This window comes from Streptomyces sp. NPDC041129 (assembly GCF_055592265.1).
Window position 1 is genome coordinate 25,922 of sequence record NZ_JBVIYV010000007.1, and the last position, 17,390, is coordinate 43,311.

At 72.3% G+C, this 17,390-nt stretch carries 19 protein-coding genes and 1 riboswitch; of the genes, 8 read left to right on the forward strand and 11 right to left on the reverse strand.

The genetic code is table 11. The features are described 5' to 3' along the window. The first annotated feature begins 62 nt into the window (after positions 1-62). Entirely contained in the window at positions 63-815 is a 753-nt protein-coding gene (locus ACZ6B1_RS22445) for an endonuclease/exonuclease/phosphatase family protein (RefSeq protein WP_468780942.1), read from the forward strand. Between the two features lie 30 nt (positions 816-845). On the opposite strand, the gene ACZ6B1_RS22450 is transcribed toward ACZ6B1_RS22445, so the two are convergent. Together ACZ6B1_RS22450 and ACZ6B1_RS22455 are read right to left on the reverse strand one after the other, a co-directional pair. After that, a complete protein-coding gene (locus ACZ6B1_RS22450) occupies positions 846-1,406 on the reverse strand; it encodes a hypothetical protein (RefSeq protein ID WP_468780944.1) in 561 nt (186 codons plus the stop codon). Continuing rightward, entirely contained in the window at positions 1,399-2,178 is a 780-nt protein-coding gene (locus tag ACZ6B1_RS22455; protein ID WP_468780946.1) for an alpha/beta hydrolase, read from the reverse strand. Before ACZ6B1_RS22455 ends, ACZ6B1_RS22450 begins: the two co-directional genes overlap by 8 nt. A gap of 150 nt (positions 2,179-2,328) precedes the next feature. On the opposite strand from ACZ6B1_RS22455, the gene ACZ6B1_RS22460 reads away from it, so the two are divergent. The 4 genes from ACZ6B1_RS22460 to ACZ6B1_RS22475 all read left to right on the forward strand — a co-directional run bounded on the left by ACZ6B1_RS22460 (position 2,329) and on the right by ACZ6B1_RS22475 (position 6,162). Beyond that, positions 2,329-3,072 carry a lysophospholipid acyltransferase family protein gene (locus ACZ6B1_RS22460; RefSeq protein WP_250401201.1) on the forward strand — a complete coding sequence of 248 codons (744 nt, stop codon included), beginning with the start codon at positions 2,329-2,331 and terminating at the stop codon, positions 3,070-3,072. A gap of 30 nt (positions 3,073-3,102) precedes the next feature. After that, positions 3,103-4,335: a MacS family sensor histidine kinase gene (gene macS, locus ACZ6B1_RS22465; RefSeq protein ID WP_468780948.1), complete on the forward strand. Its 1,233-nt coding sequence runs from the start codon at positions 3,103-3,105 to the stop codon at positions 4,333-4,335. Next, the gene (locus ACZ6B1_RS22470; protein ID WP_468780950.1) at positions 4,332-5,009 is read left to right on the forward strand and encodes a response regulator; all 678 of its coding nucleotides are present in this window, start codon (positions 4,332-4,334) and stop codon (positions 5,007-5,009) included. Before macS ends, ACZ6B1_RS22470 begins: the two co-directional genes overlap by 4 nt. 124 nt (positions 5,010-5,133) lie before the next feature. Next, positions 5,134-6,162 (forward strand): 6-phosphofructokinase, encoded by a 1,029-nt coding sequence (locus tag ACZ6B1_RS22475; RefSeq protein WP_468780952.1) that lies wholly within the window; start codon positions 5,134-5,136, stop codon positions 6,160-6,162. A gap of 62 nt (positions 6,163-6,224) precedes the next feature. On the opposite strand, the gene ACZ6B1_RS22480 is transcribed toward ACZ6B1_RS22475, so the two are convergent. Continuing rightward, entirely contained in the window at positions 6,225-8,087 is a 1,863-nt protein-coding gene (locus tag ACZ6B1_RS22480) for an anthranilate synthase family protein (protein ID WP_468780954.1), read from the reverse strand. Between the two features lie 105 nt (positions 8,088-8,192). After that, positions 8,193-8,249, reverse strand: coding sequence for a trp operon leader peptide (locus ACZ6B1_RS22485; RefSeq protein ID WP_115913573.1), 57 nt, complete (start codon positions 8,247-8,249; stop codon positions 8,193-8,195). 105 nt (positions 8,250-8,354) lie between these two features. Between ACZ6B1_RS22485 and ACZ6B1_RS22490 the strand changes: the two genes are divergently transcribed. After that, on the forward strand, positions 8,355-9,707 hold the full coding sequence (locus tag ACZ6B1_RS22490) for a class II 3-deoxy-7-phosphoheptulonate synthase (RefSeq protein ID WP_468780956.1): 1,353 nt from the start codon (positions 8,355-8,357) through the stop codon (positions 9,705-9,707). 136 nt (positions 9,708-9,843) lie between these two features. After that, positions 9,844-10,068 (forward strand): (2Fe-2S)-binding protein, encoded by a 225-nt coding sequence (locus ACZ6B1_RS22495; protein ID WP_468780958.1) that lies wholly within the window; start codon positions 9,844-9,846, stop codon positions 10,066-10,068. Positions 10,069-10,129: 61 nt separating this feature from the next. On the opposite strand, the gene bfr is transcribed toward ACZ6B1_RS22495, so the two are convergent. Then, positions 10,130-10,618 carry a bacterioferritin gene (gene bfr, locus ACZ6B1_RS22500; protein ID WP_250401095.1) on the reverse strand — a complete coding sequence of 163 codons (489 nt, stop codon included), beginning with the start codon at positions 10,616-10,618 and terminating at the stop codon, positions 10,130-10,132. A gap of 174 nt (positions 10,619-10,792) precedes the next feature. On the opposite strand from bfr, the gene ACZ6B1_RS22505 reads away from it, so the two are divergent. Further along, positions 10,793-11,425 (forward strand): sulfite oxidase-like oxidoreductase, encoded by a 633-nt coding sequence (locus tag ACZ6B1_RS22505; protein WP_468780960.1) that lies wholly within the window; start codon positions 10,793-10,795, stop codon positions 11,423-11,425. A 19-nt stretch (positions 11,426-11,444) separates the two neighbouring features. Here the strand turns inward: ACZ6B1_RS22505 and ACZ6B1_RS22510 are convergent, their stop codons facing one another. The 6 genes from ACZ6B1_RS22510 to thiO form a co-directional block, all read right to left on the reverse strand. Then, positions 11,445-11,954 carry a DUF4396 domain-containing protein gene (locus ACZ6B1_RS22510; RefSeq protein WP_468780962.1) on the reverse strand — a complete coding sequence of 170 codons (510 nt, stop codon included), beginning with the start codon at positions 11,952-11,954 and terminating at the stop codon, positions 11,445-11,447. A gap of 74 nt (positions 11,955-12,028) precedes the next feature. Next, complete coding sequence (locus ACZ6B1_RS22515; RefSeq protein ID WP_468781559.1) at positions 12,029-12,895, reverse strand: deoxyribonuclease IV; 867 nt, start codon at positions 12,893-12,895, stop codon at positions 12,029-12,031. A 101-nt stretch (positions 12,896-12,996) separates the two neighbouring features. After that, a complete protein-coding gene (pknB, locus tag ACZ6B1_RS22520; RefSeq protein ID WP_468780964.1) occupies positions 12,997-14,922 on the reverse strand; it encodes a Stk1 family PASTA domain-containing Ser/Thr kinase in 1,926 nt (641 codons plus the stop codon). A gap of 181 nt (positions 14,923-15,103) precedes the next feature. After that, positions 15,104-15,898 (reverse strand): thiazole synthase, encoded by a 795-nt coding sequence (locus ACZ6B1_RS22525; protein WP_468780966.1) that lies wholly within the window; start codon positions 15,896-15,898, stop codon positions 15,104-15,106. Between the two features lie 2 nt (positions 15,899-15,900). Continuing rightward, positions 15,901-16,101, reverse strand: a complete 201-nt coding sequence (thiS, locus tag ACZ6B1_RS22530) for a sulfur carrier protein ThiS (protein ID WP_468781560.1) — start codon at positions 16,099-16,101, stop codon at positions 15,901-15,903. Between the two features lie 2 nt (positions 16,102-16,103). Then, on the reverse strand, positions 16,104-17,264 hold the full coding sequence (gene thiO, locus ACZ6B1_RS22535) for a glycine oxidase ThiO (protein ID WP_468780968.1): 1,161 nt from the start codon (positions 17,262-17,264) through the stop codon (positions 16,104-16,106). Then, a riboswitch (TPP riboswitch) is annotated at positions 17,262-17,373 on the reverse strand. (Overlaps the previous gene by 3 nt.) Between the last annotated feature and the right edge of the window lie 17 nt (positions 17,374-17,390).

Consider the following 17,390-nt stretch of genomic DNA (forward strand, 5'->3'; position numbering starts at 1 on the left):
CGTACGACAGTGCCCGCCGAGTCCGGTCCCGGGACGGCGGGCATCGTCGTATGTTGATCGTCATGGCAACCCCGACGCTTCCCAACTCCCGTACCGAACCGGACGGTTCCGCCGTCATCCGGGTCCTCGCCTACAACGTCCGCTCGATGCGCGACGACACCGACGCGCTCGCCCGGGTGATCACCGCCTGCGCCCCCGACCTGGTCCTCGTCCAGGAGGCCCCGCGCTTCTTCCGCTGGCGCAAGAAACTGGCCCGGCTCGCGGCGGCCTCCGGTCAGACCGTCCTCACGGGGGGCGCGACGGCGGCGGGCCTGGCGATCCTCTGCTCGCTGCGGGCCACGGTCGAGCGCACGGAGGACGTGCTCCTGCCGCTCACCCCGGGACTGCACCGGCGCGGTTTCGCCACCGCCGTCGTACGGTTCGGCGGGGCCCGCCTAGGCGTCCTGAGCTGCCACCTGAGCCTGCGGCAGGACGAGCGGTACGAGCAGGGCGGGCTGCTCCTGGACCGCCTCGCCGCGCTGGGCGTGGAGCACGCCGTGGCGGGCGGTGACCTCAACGAACGCCCCGACGGGCGCACCTTCCGCCGTCTCGCCGCCGCCCTGCGGGACTGCCGGGCCGTCAGCCCCTGGGGCGGCGAGTTCACCTCCACCGCCGCCGACCCCCACCAGCGCATCGACGCCGTCTTCGCCACCGAGGGCATCGAGATCCTCGGCTGCGGGGTGCCGCTCGGTCTGCCGGGCGTGGACGAGGCCGACCTGCGGAGGGCCACGGACCACCTCCCGGTCCTGGCCGCCCTCCGGATCCCGGCCTCATAGCCCGGGTCGGCGGGCCAGCGGATCAGCGGGTCAGACCACTGCCCCGCGCCCCGGGTCGTCCCCGTCCTCGTCCGTCCGCATCCGCGTCACCAGCGTCACGAACCCGCCGAGGAACCCGCCGATGCCCAGGGTCGCCAGATACCAGGTCATCTCCCAGCCGAGCAGCACGGCCAGCAGGAGCAGGACCGGTCCGCCGACCACCCCCAGCCAGGCGAACCTGGCGGTCGTGTCCGCGGTCGGCAGCGGTGGCGGCTCCGGCGGCACGAAGTGGCCCTCCTCGTCCTCGCCGAGGTCGTCCTCGGAGGGCTCGGCCACGCGGTAGTCGCGCGGCCCCACCCCGGGCGCGAACGAGACCGAGCTGCCCAGCGGCCGGTCGGACCGCGGCTCACCGGGTCCTTCGGCGTCCTCGCCGGGGGGCTCCTTCTCGAGCAGCGCGAGATCCTCGACCGGCTTGTACGGCCGGCTGCCCGGCGGGTCCGGCGGCTCGGCGCCGTAGCCCGCGACGATCGCCTGCCAGGCGGCCTCCTCGTCGAAGGGGACCCCCTTCTCGTCCGGCTCGCGGTCCCCGCGGTCGGAGTCGTGCTCAGCCAACTGCGGCCGTCCCTTCCTTGCCGGTCATGGGTGCGAGCCGGCCGATGAAGGCGAGGCTCTCCTCGAAGATCCGGTCCGCGTCGTAGTCCAACGTCGCCACATGGCGGCTCTGTTCCAGCACGGTCTGCGTGACGTCCCTCGAGGACACCCGGCTCAGCACGCGCGCCGAGTCGGCCGCCGGGACCACGTGGTCGTGGGCGCTGCGCAGCAGCAGCAACGGCTGGGTCACCTGGGGCAGCTCGCCGTCCAGCCGGCGCAGGAACCCCCGCAGGGAGTGCGCCGCGTGCAGCGGCACCCGGTCGTAAGCCAGCTCGGCGGCGCCTTCCTTGGCGATGTCACCGGCGACGCCCTTCGTCGTGCGCGCCAGGTGCCGGGCCACCGGAAGGACGTACGCCGACAGTCCGTGCACCCGGTTCACCGGGTTGACGACCACCACGCCCGCGACGGCGTCACCGTGCTTGGCGGCGAGCCGCAGCGCCAGCGCCCCGCCCATCGAGAGACCGCCGACGAACACCCGCGAGCAGCGGCCGGCCAGCAGCCGCAGCTCGCGGTCCACCTCCGCGTACCAGTCCTGCCAGCCCGTGACCTGCAGGTCCTCCCAGCGGGTGCCGTGCCCGGGCAGCAGCGGCAGCGACACGGTCAGACCGCGTGCCGCGTGGTGCTCCGCCCAGGGGCGCAGCGACTGGGGCGAGCCGGTGAAGCCGTGACAGAGGAGGACACCCACCTCCCCGCCCTCGTGGCGGTACGGCTCGGCTCCGGGAAGAACCGGCACCTTTCGGGCTCCTGTTCCTGAGAAAGGCGTGAAGAACTGGCGGATGGGGTTCACCGTACGCGACCGCACTGACACCGACCAGGGTCGTCGGGCCCATTGGCGGCACTCCGGGTTATGGTCTGACCCACGGAAACAGGAGGCACGCGGGTGTTGTACGGCACGATGAAGGTCGCCATCGGAGGGCCGCTGAAGGTCGCCTTCAGGCCCTGGGTGGAGGGCCTCGAGAACATTCCGCCCGAGGGCGCCGCCATCCTGGCGAGCAATCACCTCTCGTTCTCGGACTCCTTCTTCCTCCCCGCGGTCCTCGACCGCAAGGTCACCTTCATCGCGAAGGCCGAGTACTTCACCACCCCCGGCGTCAAGGGCCGCCTCACCGCGGCCTTCTTCAAGGGCGTCGGACAGCTCCCGGTGGACCGCTCCGGGGCGCGCGGCGCCGGCGAGGCGGCGATCAAGAGCGGCATAGAGGTGCTGGAACGCGGAGAGCTGTTCGGCATCTACCCCGAGGGCACCCGCTCGCCCGACGGCCGGCTGTACCGGGGCAAGCCCGGCGGCCTCGCGCGCGTGGCGCTCGCCACCGGCGCGCCGGTCATCCCGGTCGCGATGATCGACACCGAGAAGATCCAGCCGCCCGGCCAGGTGATGCCCAAGCTGATGCGCCCGGGCATCCGCATCGGCAAGCCCCTGGACTTCAGCCGCTACCACGGCATGGAGCACGACCGGTTCGTGCTGCGCGCGGTGACCGACGAGGTCATGTACGAGATCATGAAGCTCTCCGGCCAGGAGTACGTCGACATGTACGCGACCGCCGCCAAGCGGCAGATCGCGGACGCGGCGAAGGCCGCCAAGGAGGCCGAGAAGGCCGAGAAGGCGGAGAAGAAGCAGGCCGGGAGCTAGCGGGGGACCGGGGGATCGGGGGGCGGGGCCGTGCCCAGGCGCGAGCGGGTCATGAGGATGTCGGTCGAACTGCCGCTGTGGCGTGCGCTCGCCGGCTACCGGGTGCTGACGATGCTGTACGCCATCGGCCTGTGCGCCACGGCGTACGAGCACTTCGTGCGGCCCTGGGTCGCCGTCGGCTACTACGCGGTCCTGGTCGTGTGGACGCTCGCCACCCTGCCCAGGGTGGCGAACGCGGCGAGCTGCACCAGGGGCTTCCTTGCCGCCGACCTGACCGTCGCGCTCACCGGCATCCTGCTCACCCCGCTCGCCGACAACCACGAGCGGATCGCGGGCGGCGGCCCGACCCTGCCGTCGATATGGACCGCCGGCGCGGTGCTGGCCTTCGCCATCAAGGGGGGCTGGCGCTGGGCCGCCGTGGCCTCCACGGCCGTCGCCGCCGTCAACCTGGTGGAGCGCGGCGGCCCGGCCCGGGACACCGTGCACAACGTGATCCTGGTCTGGGTCGCCTCCATCGCCATCGGCTACGTCGTGGAGGTCGCCCGCGCCTCCGAGCGCACCCTCGCCCGCGCCCTGGAGATCGAGGCGGCGACCCGGGAGCGCGAGCGGCTGGCCCGGGACATCCACGACGGCGTGCTCCAGGTGCTGGCGATGGTGCAGCGGCGCGGCGCGGTCATCGGCGGCGAGGCCGCCGAGCTGGGGCGGCTGGCCGGCGAGCAGGAGGTGGCGCTGCGCACGCTGGTCTCCGGAGGTCTGCTGCCGGTGTCCCGGGTCTCGGAGGACGCCGCGGCCGGAGCCGTCGTACGCGCCGTCGAGGAGCCGTACGACGGCGAACCGGACGGCCCGGTCGACCTGCGCGCTCTGCTCGCCCGCCACGCGGGCGCCCGGACCAGCCTCGCCGAGCCCGGCGCCCCGGTCGAACTGCCGCGGCCGGCCGCGCGGGAGCTGGCGGCGGCGGTCGGGGCGGCCCTGGACAACGTGCGCGAGCACGCCGGAGCCGAGGCCCGTGCCTGGATCCTGGTCGAGGACGAGCCGGACGAGATCATCGTGACCGTGCGGGACGACGGCCCCGGCATCCCCGAGGGCCGGCTGGCCCAGGCCGAGGGCGAGGGCCGGCTGGGCGTGGCCCAGTCGATCCGCGGCCGGCTGCGCGACCTCGGCGGCAGCGCCGAGCTGATCTCGGTGCCCGGACAGGGCACGGAGGTCGAGTTGAAAGTACCGAAGGGCGCCGCGAAGGCGCGGGGGAAGGCGGAACGGCGATGACGCAGCAGCAGGATCCGATCAGGGTCATGGTGGTCGACGACCACCCCATGTGGCGCGACGCGGTCGCCCGGGACCTCGCCGAGTCCGGCTTCGAGGTGGTGGCCACCGCGGGCGACGGCGAACAGGCGGTCCGCCGCGCCAAGGCCGTGGCCCCGGACGTCCTCGTGCTGGACCTCAACCTGCCCGCCAAGCCCGGTGTGGCGGTGTGCAAGGAACTGGTGGCCCACAACCCCGCGCTGCGTGTCCTGGTGCTCTCCGCCAGCGGCGAGCACGCCGATGTGCTGGAGGCGGTGAAGTCCGGCGCCACGGGCTATCTGCTGAAGTCGGCCTCCACCGCGGAACTGCTGGACGCGGTGCGCCGTACCGCAGTCGGCGACCCGGTGTTCACCCCGGGCCTCGCCGGACTGGTCCTCGGCGAGTACCGGCGTCTGGCCGCCGAGCCGGCGCCCGCCCCCGACACGGACTCCCCCGGGGCGCCCCGGCTGACCGAACGGGAGACCGAGGTGCTGCGGCTGGTCGCCAAGGGCCTGAGCTACAAGCAGATCGCCGAACGCCTCGTCATCTCCCACCGCACCGTCCAGAACCACGTCCAGAACACCCTCGGCAAGCTCCAGCTCCACAATCGGGTCGAGCTGGTGCGGTACGCGATCGAGCGCGGCCTCGACGAGGAGTGAAACCGGCTGGTCAAGCGGTCTCCTGACAATTCACCGGAATCGCCCTCCCCGCCTCTCGCCGTGTGACCCGCATCACCGTTACCGTGAGTGAGCGTCAGGTAACCGCGGTGAAGGGACGTGTGGCATGCGGGTGGGAGTACTGACCGGAGGCGGTGACTGCCCCGGGCTCAACGCCGTCATCCGGGGCGTCGTCCGCAAGGGCGTGCAGGAGTACGGATACGACTTCGTCGGCTTCCGGGACGGCTGGCGGGGTCCGCTCGAGAACTACACGGTCCGCCTCGACATCCCCGCGGTGCGCGGCATCCTGCCCCGCGGAGGCACCGTGCTCGGCTCCTCGCGGACCAACCCCCTCAAGGTGGAGGGCGGCATCCGCCGCATCAAGGAGAACCTGGCCAAACAGGAGGTCGACGCGCTCATCGCGATCGGCGGCGAGGACACCCTGGGCGTCGCCGCCCGCCTCTCCGACGAGTACGGCGTGCCCTGCGTCGGCGTGCCGAAGACCATCGACAACGACCTGTCCGCCACCGACTACACCTTCGGCTTCGACACCGCGGTCGGCATCGCCACCGAGGCCATCGACCGACTGCACACCACCGCCGAGTCCCACATGCGGGTCCTGGTCTGCGAGGTGATGGGCCGTCACGCCGGCTGGATCGCACTGCACTCCGGGCTGGCCGGCGGCGCCAACGTCATCCTCATCCCCGAGCAGCGCTTCGACCTCGACCAGGTGTGCGCCTGGATCACCTCCCGCTTCAAGGCCTCGTACGCCCCGATCGTCGTCGTCGCCGAGGGCGCCATGCCCAAGGACGGCGAGATGGTCCTCAAGGACGAGTCGCTGGACTCCTTCGGGCACGTCCGGCTGTCCGGAGTCGGCGAGTGGCTGGCCAAGGAGATCGAGAAGCGCACCGGCAAGGAGGCCCGCACGACCGTGCTCGGGCACATCCAGCGCGGCGGCACCCCCAGCGCCTTCGACCGCTGGCTCGCCACCCGCTTCGGCCTGCACGCCATCGACTGCGTGCGCGACGGCGACTTCGGAAAGATGGTCGCCCTGCGCGGCACCGACATCGTGCGCGTCCCGATCGCCGAGGCCACGGCCAAGCTGAAGACCGTCGACCCCAAGCTCTACGACGAGGTCGGGGTGTTCTTCGGCTGACGGCACGTCAAGGCCCGCGGTGGGGGCCCGGGGACCGTACCGCGGTCCCCGGGCCTCCGCCGTCAGCCCGCCCTGCTCACCCCGCGCAGCTCGCCGATCAGCTCCCGCACGACCGCTGCCCCGTTCAGGGTCAGCACCGACTCCGGGTGGAACTGCACCCCGGCGAACCCCGGGCCCCGTACCGCGTGCACCTCCCCGTTCCCGGCCCGGCTTACCTCCACGTGGTGCGCGGCCAGCTCCCGGGCCGCCTCGTCGTCGCAGCGGGCCGTGAAGCTGTTGTAGAAGCCGACCGTCTCCGGCCGCCCGAACAGGTCGATCGTGGTCTGCGCCCCCTGGTACGGGACCTCCTTGCGGACGATCTCCAGACCCAGCTCCGCCGCGATCAGCTCGTGCCCCAGGCAGACCCCGAGCACGCCGTGCCGGTGTTCCCCGATCACGGCGGCGGCCAGGTCCCGCAGGACGCGCATCTTCGGGTCGGCCGGGTCGGACGGGTCGCCCGGGCCCGGCCCCAGCACCACCGGCCCCGGGTGCGCGAGCACGGCCCGCCGCAGCCCCGGCTCGTCGTAGCGCCGGACGGTCACCTCCAGCCCGGCCGAGCGCAGCACGTGCGCCAGCATCGCCGTGAAGGTGTCCTCGCCGTCGACGACGAGCGCGTGCCCCGTGAGGACCTCGGAGCGCTCCTGCATCCGCAGCCAGAAGGGGGCGAGGGAGGCCCGGCGCCCGTCCAGCGCCGTCCGCACCCGGGGATCGTCGGCCAGCCGGGGGCGCCCGCTCTCCGTGCGCGGCGCGGAGGGCCGTACCCCGAGGGCCGCGAGCACCCCCGCCGCCTTCGCGTGCGTCTCCGCCACCTCGCCCGCCGGATCCGAACCGCGCACCAGTGTCGCGCCGACCGGGACGCGCAGCCGGCCGTCGGCCGCGATGTCGGCGGTGCGGATCAGGATGGGGGAGTCCAGCGTCTGGGCGCCGCCGGAGTCCCGCCCGAGCAGTGCCAGCGCGCCCGCGTAGTAGCCGCGCCCGCCTGCCTCGTGCCGTTCGATCACCCGGCAGGCGTTCTGCACCGGTGACCCGGTGACCGTGGCCGCGAACATGGTCTCCCGCAGCACCTCCCGCGCGTCCAGGGAGGACTTCCCGCGCAGCTCGTACTCGGTGTGCGCGAGGTGCGCCATCTCCTTCAGGCGGGGCCCGACGACCACCCCGCCCATGTCGCCGACGGTGCACATCATCTTCAGTTCCTCGTCGACGACCATGGACAGCTCCTCGGTCTCCTTGCCGTCGGCGAGGAAGTCCAGCAGATGCTCCGGCGTCGGCCCCCCGGCCGGATAGCGGTACGTCCCGCTGATCGGGTTCATGACGACGGTCCCGCCCGACATCCGCACGTGCACCTCGGGGCTGGCACCGACCAGCGTCCGCTCCCCGGTGTGCACGACGAACGTCCAGTACGCGCCCCGCTCGCCCTCCAGCAGCCGCCGGAACAGCGCCAGCGCGTCCGCCCGCCCGAAGCCGGGGATCTCGCCCTCGTACGTCCGCCGGATCACGAAGTTGGCGCCCTCGCCCCGGCCGATCTCCTCGCGCAGCACCCGCCCCACGATCTCGCCGTACTCCTCGTCACCGACGTCGAAGCCCCCGCCCTCGACCCGCACCTCATGGCCGGGCAGCGACCGCAGGGCCTCGGCGAGCGGGATCTCGTACGACTCCTCGGGGGTCAGCACCAGCAGCGGGGTGCCGTCGTCCCGGACGTCGAAGCCGCGCTCGCGGATCTGCCGGAACGGGACGAGCGCCAGGCCCTCGTCGGGCAGGTCGGCCAGCCTGTCCCGGGCGGTGACGGGGCCGAGCAGCAGCTCCACCGACTGCTCGTCGCGGCCCGGGGTGCGCCGGCGGAGCAGCGCGAAGGGACGGGGGTCGGACAACAGGTCCTGCAGGTTCACGGGTGGGGCTCCTTCTCGGTCGTCTGCCTGACGGAGAGGAACGGCCCCGGGAAACGCCGAAGGCCGCCCCTCGGGCGGCCTTCGCGAAGTCTTGCGTACGCGCAGTCAGTGGGCCGCCGGATGAGCGGTCCACCACCAGTTCTGGATCGAAAGCGCGAACATGCCGGGAACCCTACCGCACCGGCCCGGCGTCCACGGGGCAAACAGTCCGTCTCATCCTTCGAGCCGAACGAAGAGCATGCGACACGACCCCGTAATGTTTGAGGGGTGACCGTGAACGCTAAGACCAGCGCGAGCGCTGGCAACACCTGGCGAGACCTGCCCGCGGCGCAGCAGCCCGAGTACCCCGACACCGAGGCTCTGCGCGCAGTGATCGCGGACCTCGAGTCGTATCCGCCGCTCGTCTTCGCGGGCGAGTGCGACCAGCTGCGCGCCCGGATGGCGGCCGTCGCCAAGGGAGAGGCGTTCCTCCTCCAGGGCGGCGACTGCGCCGAGGCCTTCGACGCGGTGTCCGCCGACCACATCCGCAACAAGCTCAAGACGCTGCTCCAGATGGGCGCCGTCCTGACCTACGCGGCCTCCGTGCCGGTGGTCAAGGTGGGCCGGATCGCCGGCCAGTACTCCAAGCCGCGCTCCAAGCCGACCGAGACCCGGGACGGCGTGACCCTGCCGACCTACCGCGGCGACTCCGTCAACGGCTTCGACTTCACCGAGGAAGCCCGCGTCCCGGACCCCGAGCGGCTGAAGCGCATGTACAACGCCTCGGCCTCCACGCTGAACCTGGTGCGCGCCTTCACCACCGGCGGCTACGCCGACCTGCGCCAGGTGCACGCCTGGAACCAGGACTTCGTGAAGTCCTCGCCGTCCGGGCAGCGCTACGAGCAGCTGGCGCGGGAGATCGACAGCGCGCTGAACTTCATGCGGGCCTGCGGCACCGACCCGGAGGAGTTCAAGACCGTCGAGTTCTTCTCCTCGCACGAGGCGCTGCTGCTGGACTACGAGTCCGCCCTGACCAGGGTCGACTCCCGCACCGGCAAGCTGTACGACGTCTCCGGGCACATGGTGTGGATCGGGGAGCGCACCCGGCAGATGGACGGCGCGCACATCGAGTTCGCCTCGCGCATCCGCAACCCGATCGGCATCAAGCTCGGCCCGACCACCACGGCCGAGGAGGCGCTGCGGTACATCGACCGCCTCGACCCCGAGCGGGAGCCGGGCCGGCTGACCTTCATCGTCCGCATGGGCGCGGACAAGATCCGCGACCGGCTCCCCGAGCTGGTCGAGAAGGTCACGGCGTCCGGTGCCACGGTGGCCTGGGTGACCGACCCGATGCACGGCAACACCTTCGAGGCGGCCTCCGGCCACAAGACCCGCCGCTTCGACGACGTGCTCGACGAGGTCAAGGGCTTCTTCGAGGTCCACAAGGGGCTCGGCACCCACCCGGGCGGCATCCACGTGGAGCTGACCGGCGACGACGTCACCGAGTGCGTGGGCGGCGGCGACGAGATCTTCGTCGACGACCTGCACCAGCGCTACGAGACGGCCTGCGACCCGCGGCTGAACCGCAGCCAGTCCCTCGACCTGGCGTTCCTCGTCGCGGAGATGTACCGGGACCAGTGAGTGATCTGGGGCGCGGATCACACAGGATCCGCGCCCCACGTCTTTTGACTTCGCCACGCGATGGGTAAGGTTAGGTTTGCCTCACCGGAAAACGGGACGGCATGACAACAGCGATCCCGTCGGGAGGTGAATCCGCGTGTACGTCTGCAGCTGCTTCGGCATCACCGAGGCCCAGGTCAAGCAGCACGCGGAGAACGGTGCCTGCACCCCCCGCCAGATAGCCTCCGCCTCCAAGGCGGGCACGGACTGCGGCGGCTGCGTACGGCGCATCCAGGCGCTGCTCGGCCGGGGCGCCTGCCCCCGCCGGGAACTGATCGACCAGCGCGCACCGGCCCTCGACCGGCTGGACGACGCCGCCTGACACCCCGCCCGGCGCCGCCCTCCGCGGCCGCTCAGTGCGTGGAGAAGCCGCCGGTGCCCGGTCAGGACGGGTCGGGCTGGCTCTGCTCGATCACGGTCGACAGGTACAGCGCCTCACCGAGCTTGTCCACGAGCTCGAGCTGGGTGTCCAGGTAGTCGATGTGGTGCTCCTCGTCGGCCAGGATCGCCTCGAAGATGTTCGCCGACGTGATGTCGTCCTTCTCGCGCATGAGCTGGACGCCGCGGCGCAGCCGGTCGATGGCCTCGACCTCGATCTGCCGGTCGGCCCGGAACATCTCGGCCACCGTCTGCCCGACCTGCACATGGAAGAGCCGCTGGTAGTTCGGCAGGCCGTCCAGCAGCAGGATGCGGTCGGTGAGGACCTCCGCGTGCCGCATCTCGTCGAACGACTCGGCTCGGGTGTACTGGGCGAGCTTCGTCCATCCCTTGTGGTCCTGCAGCTTGGCGTGCAGGAAGTACTGGTTGATCGCGGTCAGCTCGGCGGTCAGCTGCTCGTTGAGCAGTTCGATGACCTCGGGGTCGCCCTGCATCGCGATGGACTCCTTCAGATGGTCGAACCGGGTAGCTAGCGCCGCATGATTTCACCGGCCGAGAAGATCGTCCAGTAAGTGCGTACTAATTACGTACGTGGCGTCTTGGTGGCACTTGTCCGATCCGAGAGCGGGTGGTCAAGGGCACTGCCCGAGGTCTGTCAGGATGGATACATGGGTCATCCGGTGGAGCGAGCGTCTGGAGAAGCGGCAGGGTCCGAGCTTCCGCCGGGGCAGCGGCTGCAGCGTGGCTGGCCGGTCACGCACTACGGTCCGGTACCGAAGTTCCGGCCCGAGCGCTGGGAGTTCCGGGTCTTCGGCGCCACCGCCGACGGCGACAAGCGCACCTGGGGCCACGAGGAGTTCACCGCGCTGCCCTACACCACCGTGGTGGCCGATCTGCACTGCGTGACGAAGTACAGCATGACCGGCGCGGAGTGGGGCGGCGTCCCGGCCCGCGCGGTACTGGACCTCGCCCCGCCGGCCGCGGACGTCACCCATGTGATGGTCTGGGCGGAGTACGGCTTCAGCTCCAACCTGCGGCTCGCGGACTTCGCCTCCGACCGCACGATCTTCGCCACCCACAAGGACGGCGAACTCCTCACCGCCGAACACGGCTTCCCGGTCCGCCTGATCGTCCCCCACCTGTACGCCTGGAAGGGGCCCAAGTGGGTCCGGGGCGTGGAGTACATGACCGCCGACCGCCGCGGCTTCTGGGAGGAGCGCGGCTACCACAACATCGGCGACCCCTGGAAGGAGCAGCGCTACTCATACCAGGAAGAGCCCGGGGACGGTCCCGAGCTCTGATCCCGGCGCGTGCCGCCTCTCAGTGGTGGTACCGGTGCACCACGGCGTGCCCCCTGCCCCGCCCGATCGTCCACTTGTTGACCGGGGTGGTCACCACGAAGGCGATCACCAGCGAGACGGCCAGCGAGATCCAGAACAGCGCGTCGGCGAGCGTGGCGTCCATCGCGGACGGCCAGACCAGGATCACCCCGTTGTCGATCAGCTCCATCACGGCGATGGACAGGGTGTCGGCGGCCAGGGCCACGCGGATCGCGGTCCGCAGGTCGACGCCGGCCCGGAGGACTCCGCGCATGGTGAGCGAGTAGCCGAAGAAGAAGGCCAGGACGATCGCCAGCACCATCGTCGGCAGGTTCCCCCAGCCGGCCGCGGTGCCGATGATCATGCCGAGCACCTCGCCGATGGCGCAGCCGGTGAGGCAGTGCAGGGTAGCCTGCGCGGCCGTCGCCCAGCTCGCCGAGCCGTGGCCGGATCCGTGGTCGTGGCCGCCGTGCTGCCGGTGGTGGTGCTCGGTGTGTGCCGTGTGCTCCATGAGGTCCCCCAATGCCGAGCGGACGGTTCCTGTGCCTACCGGAACCGCATACCCCCTGGGGGTATTCCCGCGGGTCAGGAATCCCGCAGTTTCTTCAGCCGCTCCACGTCCGCCGAGTGTCCCTCCTTGCCGCCGGGAGTCTCGATGACGAGCGGCACGCCCGCCGTCGCCGGGTGGTTCATCAGCGCGCGGAACGGGTCCTCGCCGATGTGACCGGCGCCGATGTTCTCGTGCCGGTCCTTGTGCGCGCCCGCCACGTCCTTGGAGTCGTTGGCGTGGATCAGCTTCAGCCGGCCCTCGCCCACGGTGTCCACCAGCAGGTCCAGGGTCTGGTGCATACCGCTCGGCCCGGTCAGGTCGTGCCCGGCGGCGAAGATGTGACAGGTGTCCAGGCAGACGCCGAGCTTCGGATGGGCGTCCAGCGCCTCGAAGTACGGCCCGAAATCCCAGGTGCGCGAGCACAGCGAGGCGCCCTGCCCCGCGGTCGACTCCAGCAGCAGGAACGGGTCGTCGTCGTGGGTCAGCTCGTCCAGCAGCGGCAGCAGGTGGGCACGCACCTGCTTCAGCGCCACCTCGCGCGCCCGCCCGCCGGTCGCGCTGCCCGTGTGCACCACCACGCCGAGCGCCCCGATCCCCCGCCCGCGCCGCAGCGAGTGCCTCAGCGACTCCACCGAGCGCTCCACGGTCGCCTCGGTGTGCGAGCCGAAGTTGATCAGATAGGGGGCGTGCACATACGCCGGGAGCGACTGCGCGGCACACGCCTCGCGGAACGCCTCGTCCTGCCGTGGGTTTCCGGCCGGCGTCGCCCACCCGCGCGGGTTGGCGACGAAGACCTGCACGGTCTCGGCCTTCAGCTCGCGGGCGTAGGAAAGCCCCACCGAGTGCAGACCGCCGGCCACCGGGACGTGACCGCCGATCGGGTTGCGGGCGGGGCCGGTCAGGGGCGGGGCGGCGGAAGGGGACGGCTGGGATGTCACCCGTTCAGGGTGTCATGCCGTCCCCCGCCGCCGGGCCGCGGTCCCCGGTGACCCCGCTCACCGGGTCAGCGGATGGTGATCGTGATCGTCGAACCCTTGGGCGCCTTGCCGCCCGCGTCCACCGACTGCTCCTTCACGGTGTCGCCGAACAGCCCGAGCAGGCCCCGGTCCTCGTCCACCTCGAAGCCGGCGGCCTCCAGCCGCTGCGTGGCGTCGTCCACACTCGAGCCGACCACGTCCGGCACCGTCACCATCACCGGCCCCTTGGACAGGGTCAGCGTCACGGTGTCGCCCTCGGCGGCCTGGCTGTCGGCCCCCGGCGTCTGCCGGGCCACCTGGCCCTTGTCGTACTCGGAGTTGACCTGCTGCGCGGAGATCCGCACCTTCAGACCCGCGTCCTCGAGGTCCTGCCGGGCGCTGTCCTGGTCCTCGCCGGTGACGTCCGGCACGTCGACCGGGCTGCCCTTGCTCACCAGGAGCGCGATGGCCGAGCCCGCGTGCCGCTTGGTGCCCGTCTCCGGGTCGGTGCCGATCACCGAGCCCCGGTCCACGCTGTCGCTGAAGGCACGGTTGACCATGCCCGGCTCCAGCCCGGCCGACTTCAGCCGCGAGCGCGCCTTGGCCAGCGGCTCCCCGCGCAGGTCGGGCACCTTCACGATCTCCGGGCCCCGGGAGATGACGAGGGTGACGGAGCCGTTGCCCCGGATGCGGGACCCGGCCGCCGGATCGGAGCTGATGACCGTGCCGCTGCCGACCGTGTCGTTGTACTCGCGCTTGATCTCCTTGACGTGGAGCCCGGACGACTTCAGCCGCGCCGTCGCCTGCTCCTCGGTCTTGGCCAGCAGGGGCGGGACCTTGGTGAACTGCCCGGAGTTGATGTACCAGACCCCCGCGCCCACACCGAGGACCACGAGCACGGCGGCGACGAGGGCGATGAGCCGGCGCCCCGGCCGGAGCGGACGCCGACGTTCGGGCAGCGGAGGGCTCTGCAGCCGGCTGGTGTGCCGGACGTCCGCCGGGCCCTCGTCCTCGTTGACCGGCAGCGGCCGGGGCACGGTGAGCGAGCGCGGGATCACGCTCGTACGGTCCCCGGCGTTGTCGTGCTCCGCGGACAGCGCCTGCGGCGGCACGGCGTCGAGCTGACCGGCGCTGAGCCCGGCACGGGCCCGCAGCACCTGGCCGAGCAGCGCGGCGGCGTCGTCCGGCCGGAGGTCCGGGTCGCGCGCGGTCGCCGAGGCGACCAGCACGTCCAGCTCCGGCGGCAGCCCCGGCACGAGCGCGGAGGGCGGGGGCACGTCCTCGTGGATGTGCTTGTACAGGATCTGCGCGGGGGAGTCCCCGGAGTGCGGCTTGCCGCCGGTCAGCATCTCGTAGAGGACGACACCGCAGGCGTACACGTCGACACGCGGGTCGGCGGTGCCCTGCTCCACCTGCTCGGGCGCGAGATACGACACGGTCCCGAGGACGGCGCCCGTGGTGCTGGTCACCGTGTCCACCGACCGCACCAGCCCGAAGTCGGCGACCTTCACCCGGCCGTCGTCGCCTATCAGCACGTTCTCGGGTTTCATGTCCCGGTGCACGAACCCGGCCCGGTGCGCTGCGCCGAGCGCGGCCAGCACCGGCTCCAGGATGTCCAGCGCCGCCCGGGGCTGCAGCGCCCCCCGCTCGCGCAGCACGTCCCGCAGCGTGCACCCGGCGACGTACTCCATCGCCAGGTACACGTACGACGCGTCGGTGCCCTGGTCGAAGACCTGCACCACGTTGGGGTGGGCGAGCCGGGCGACCGACTTGGCCTCGCGGATGAACCGGTCCACGAACGCCCCGTCGGCCGCCAGGGCCGGGTGCATCACCTTGAGCGCGAGCACGCGGTCCAGGCGGGTGTCCAGGGCCCGGTAGACCGTGGCCATCCCGCCGACAGCGATCCGCGCGTCGACGCGATAGCGTCCGTCGAGCACCTGCCCGACGAGCGGGTCCTGAAGGGTCGTATCCACGCAGGCGAGTGTACGAGGACCGACCGACACCGCCGCACGCTGCGCCGTTCCGGTGACGTACTGCAGCAGTCCTGTGACTGTCCCGGGAGGCGGGCGGGAACCAGGACCTCTCGTTCGGATCATGCCGGGCTCGCGGGCCCTGGCACCGCTCCCTGATCCGGCCTGATCCGAACGAAGGACCCTAGAAAGCGGGCCGCTCCGGGTCCAGGTCGGCGCGGCCCCCGGTGGGGGAGGAGGCCTCGGCGAAGTGCCTGCGCGGGATCCGGCCCGCCAGCCGGGCCAGCCGCCCCGCCTCCACCGCGTGCCGCATCGCCGCGGCCATGGTCTCGGGCCGCTGGGCCCGGGTCACCGCGGAGGCGAGCATCACGCCGTCGCAGCCCAGCTCCATCGCCAGGGCGACGTCCGAGGCCGTGCCGGCGCCCGCGTCCAGGATCACCGGCACGCGCGCGTGCTCCACGATGAGCTGGAAGTTGTGCGGATTGCGGATCCCCAGCCCGGAGCCGATCGGGGAGCCCAGCGGCATCACCGCCGCACAGCCCGCGTCCTCCAGCTTCCGCGCCAGCACGGGGTCGTCGTTGGTGTACGGCAGCACCGTGAACCCGTCGTCGACCAGAGTCTCCGCCGCCTCCAGGAGTTCCACCGGGTCCGGCAGCAGGGTGCGCTCGTCGGCGATGACCTCCAGCTTCACCAGGTCGGTGCCCAGCGCCTCGCGCGCCAGCCGGGCCGTCAGCACGGCCTCCCCGGCGGTGAAGCAGCCCGCGGTGTTCGGCAGCACCCGGATGCCCAGCCTCTCCAGCACCGACAGCACCGAGCCCTGCACTCCGGGATCGACCCGCCGCATCGCCACCGTGGTCAGCTCCGTGCCGGAGGCGACCAGCGCGCGCTCCAGCACGTCCAGGCTGGGCGCGCCGCCGGTGCCCATGATCAGCCGGGACCCGAAGGGCACCCCGCCCACCACGAAGGGATCGTCGGTCATGGTCAGCCTCCCTGGACGGCGGTGAGGACCTCGACCCGGTCGCCGTCGAGGAGCGCGGTGGCCGCCCAGCGCGAGCGCGGTACGACGGTCTCGTTGACGGCCGCGGCCACCCCGGAGGGCGCCGCGGTCAGGGTCTTCACCAGCGCGTCCAGCGCGGTGCCCGGGGCGATCTCCCGGCGTTCGCCGTTGACCGAGACACGGATGCTCATGCGGGCTGCTCCACGAGTACGGCGCCGAAGCGCTCCGGGGTGAACGGACGGGCCGCCTCCGGCAGCTCGCCGCCGGCCAGCAGCTCGGCCATGACGTCCCCGGTGACCGGCGTCAGCAGGACTCCGTTGCGGTAGTGCCCGGTGGCCAGCAGCAGCCCGTCGAGCCCGCACGGGCCGAGCAGCGGGGCGTTGTCGGGGGAACCGGGCCGCAGACCGGCCCGGGTCTCGGTGAGGGGCAGCTCGGTGATCCCCGGCACCAGCTCATGGGCGTCGCGCAGCAGCTCGTACACGCCCCCGGCGGTCACCGTGGTGTCCCAGCCCAGCTCCTCGCTGGTCGCGCCGACGACCAGCTCGCCGTTCTCCCGGGGCACGAGGTAGACCTGGCTGCCGCGCACCACGGCCCGCACGGTGCGGCTGAGGAACGGCGCGTACCGCGGGGGCACGGTCAGCCGCAGCACCTGCCCCTTCACCGGCCGCACCGGGGGCAGCAGGTCGTCCGGGACGCCCGCGAGACGCCCGCTGAGGCTGCCGCCGGCGAGCACCACCCGGCCCGCGCCCAGCCGGGTGCCGTCCGCCGTGGTGACCCCCGTGGCCCGGCCCTGGGTGACGTCGAGCCGCTCGGCCCAGCCCCGGTGGAACGCCACCCCGGACCGCTCGCAGGCGTCCACCAGGGCGGAGGCCAGCCTCCTGGGGTCGATCTGATGGTCGCCGTCGACCCGCAGCCCGCCCCGCACCCCGGGCGCGAGCATCGGTTCGAGGCGCCGGCACTCCCGCCCCGACAGCCACACGGAGTCGAGCCCCGAACGCCGTTGCAGGTCGTGCAGCTCCCGCAGATGGGCGCGGTCGTCCGAGTCGAGCGCCACGGCGAGCGTGCCGCAGCGCCGGTAGCCCAGGTCGCGACCGGTCAGTTCGGTCAGCTCGGCCGCGAAGTCCGGGTAGCGGCGGGCCGATTCCAGGTTGAGGGCGAGCAGTCTCTCCTCGCCGTAGTGCAGTTCGGTGACAGCGGCCAGCATTCCCGCCGCGACCCGCGCGGCGCCGCCGCCGGGCTCGGGGTCCACCACGGCCGTGGCGAGCCCGCGTTGCGCGGCGCGCCAGGCCGTGACCAGGCCGATGATCCCGCCCCCGATGACGAGGACGTCGGACGTACGTGACGGCATGGGCGTCCAGCCCCTCCCTTCGCCGGCATGACCCGGATCAGGTTCGTACGGTCGGAGGCCGCCAGCCTCCCTCTCAGCCCGGTGCGTCCGGGCTCCCGCGAGTGCTTGTACGGTGGCCACCCTAGC